Below are 2,040 nucleotides of genomic sequence, written 5' to 3'. Positions count from 1 at the left end.
TACAAAAGCTTGATCAGTAAATTCGGTTGGCACACTGAATTGGGCCAGCTTTAGTTGTTCACCACCCCATGCGTATTCATTCAAACCCATAAATGGCTGAGCCAAGCCCAACGCGGCCTCATGTTGGTTGGTCAGCCACTGCCCGAATACCGGAAAATACTGCGGTGTAATGGACTGCGCCAAACCCAAGTTTTGGGCCACACTTTCCACTACCGTGCGGCTTTTTATAATTTCAAGTTCACCTGTTACATTGCTGCCGCCAGCGGCTAGAACACCACTTACGTCTTCCAGCGCAGCCAAACCACCGGTTTGCTTGGTTTCTACTTGCAGCAACACATCTGCAGAATAAATGGGCGTGGCCACAGTGGCGTACAGCAGGCCAATTGCGGTGGCCACTGCAACTATGGCTGCGGCCACCCACTTGAAGTCGAGCAGGTTGTACCACAGGTCGAGCAGGTTAATTTCAGCGCTGTCACTGTTCTGCTCACCGCTAGCTAAAGCTTGAGGATGTGCGCTGCGTTCATAGGGCATGTTCATTTGATTCACGCTAGTGTTCTCTGTTTTATTCGCCTTCCAGCACGCGGATATTAGACCGTACGGCTGGCAATACTTGAAGGCTTGGCAGTATGGTGCCTAACAAGCGATTTATACGAACCATACGAACTGGGTCTACATACACCACGTCACGGGGCCTCATTTCAAACTGATCTGCATACAACACACTGGTAGGGCTGGTTGAATCCAGATGGTATATGTTTAACTTTGGGGTATTGGCTGGACCAACTTCAGCTTGCCTAATTACATACACCTGTTGGGCATTCGCTGTATTTTGATTAATACCACCTACATCACTCAGTACCTCGGCCAAGGTAAGTTTTCCTACTGGCATGACGAATGACGATGGTTGAACCACCTCTCCCATTAAAAACACTTTGCGTAAACGGCGATCCGGGATATTCAATACATCACCGTTCTGGAGCAGAACGTTCTGACTGAGATCGCCTTGGTAAAGTAAACGATATGCATCCAGCACAAAGGTTTGATTGTTCCGCTGCAGGGTTATGTTGCTCAAATCGGCTTCTTTACTCAAGCCACCTGCCTGAGCAATTGCATCGCCTAGCCTTGTAGGCACATCAGTAATCGGAAAAAAGCCAGGCTGACCAACTTCACCGCTCACGTAAATTTTCTGCGATCGAAAACCATTCGGTTGAATATACACATCGACTTGAGGACTGCGTATAAACGCTTCAAGGTTGCGGGTCATTTCAAGCCGAATGTCTTCAGTAGTTCGCCCAGCGGCTTTTACCTTATTTAGGAATGGAAAGTAAAACGTGCCGTCTGGTAGCACCACCTGCCCTTGTAATTGCCCTGTGGTATTTCCAGCGGGATTAGTTAACTCGGGGTGATCCCAAACTGTAATTCGCACCAGGTCTCCGACACCCACCAAATATTGATAGTCAGTGGCAGTTGAATTCAAGGCCGAAGCTGATGTGTCACTTTGGATAGCGGGTGGCACAAGCGCACGCAAGGTTACCGCATCGATTGGGGTGAGCTGGTAGTCAACCCCATCAGCCGCAGTCGCCAAATCCGACTTATCGTCAGCATTCAGACCGAAATATTGACCAGGAAAGGCACAAGCCCCAAGAATCAGAGCAGAGCTGAGAATGAACAGACGCAAAGTTTTAAGCACGATCATTGATAAGCTTTGTTGAATAGTTACTGATAGTTAGCAAAATAAGTATAGGCTATTATTGCACTGCGGTACGGAACTATACCACTACATACCCCAAGGCCATTCGGATGCACTAAACATTCCCAACATTCGCGAACAAAACTCACGGATCCCAATATTTCACAATTTAATAATCTGTTCTGCATTTCACTTGAAATGGGATGCAACCTCTTGTCTGCCTGTCACTTATTTACGGGATGGTTTGTAACAGAAATGCGATAGTGCAAATTAATTTGATAATGTATCATCTTGTTCAATATTGAACACCTCCCCAGCACTCCCGCATGTTGATCGGCGCACAACACGGC

Annotated in this window: 2 protein-coding genes; both read right to left on the bottom strand. The window is 47.5% G+C overall.

Translation table 11 applies throughout. From position 1 onward, the window contains the following. On the bottom strand, window positions 1-537 hold a 537-nt coding region (locus AC01FP_RS17185), incomplete at its 3' end, for a Wzz/FepE/Etk N-terminal domain-containing protein (RefSeq protein ID WP_474481918.1). Between the two features lie 25 nt (window positions 538-562). Beyond that, window positions 563-1,696: a polysaccharide biosynthesis/export family protein gene (locus AC01FP_RS17180; protein ID WP_474481916.1), complete on the bottom strand. Its 1,134-nt coding sequence runs from the start codon at window positions 1,694-1,696 to the stop codon at window positions 563-565. Window positions 1,697-2,040: the final 344 nt, after the last annotated feature.

It is taken from the genome of Cyanobium sp. NIVA-CYA 375, from assembly GCF_056108345.1.
The sequence above is the reverse complement of the archived record's forward strand: the minus strand, read 5'-3'. Positions and strand labels throughout refer to the sequence as shown.

What these genes read in the sequence shown, in the direction of transcription:
- AC01FP_RS17180 (WP_474481916.1), bottom strand. Translation starts at nt 1,696, where the DNA reads ATGATCGTGCTTAAAACTTTGCGTCTGTTCATTCTCAGCTCTGCTCTG.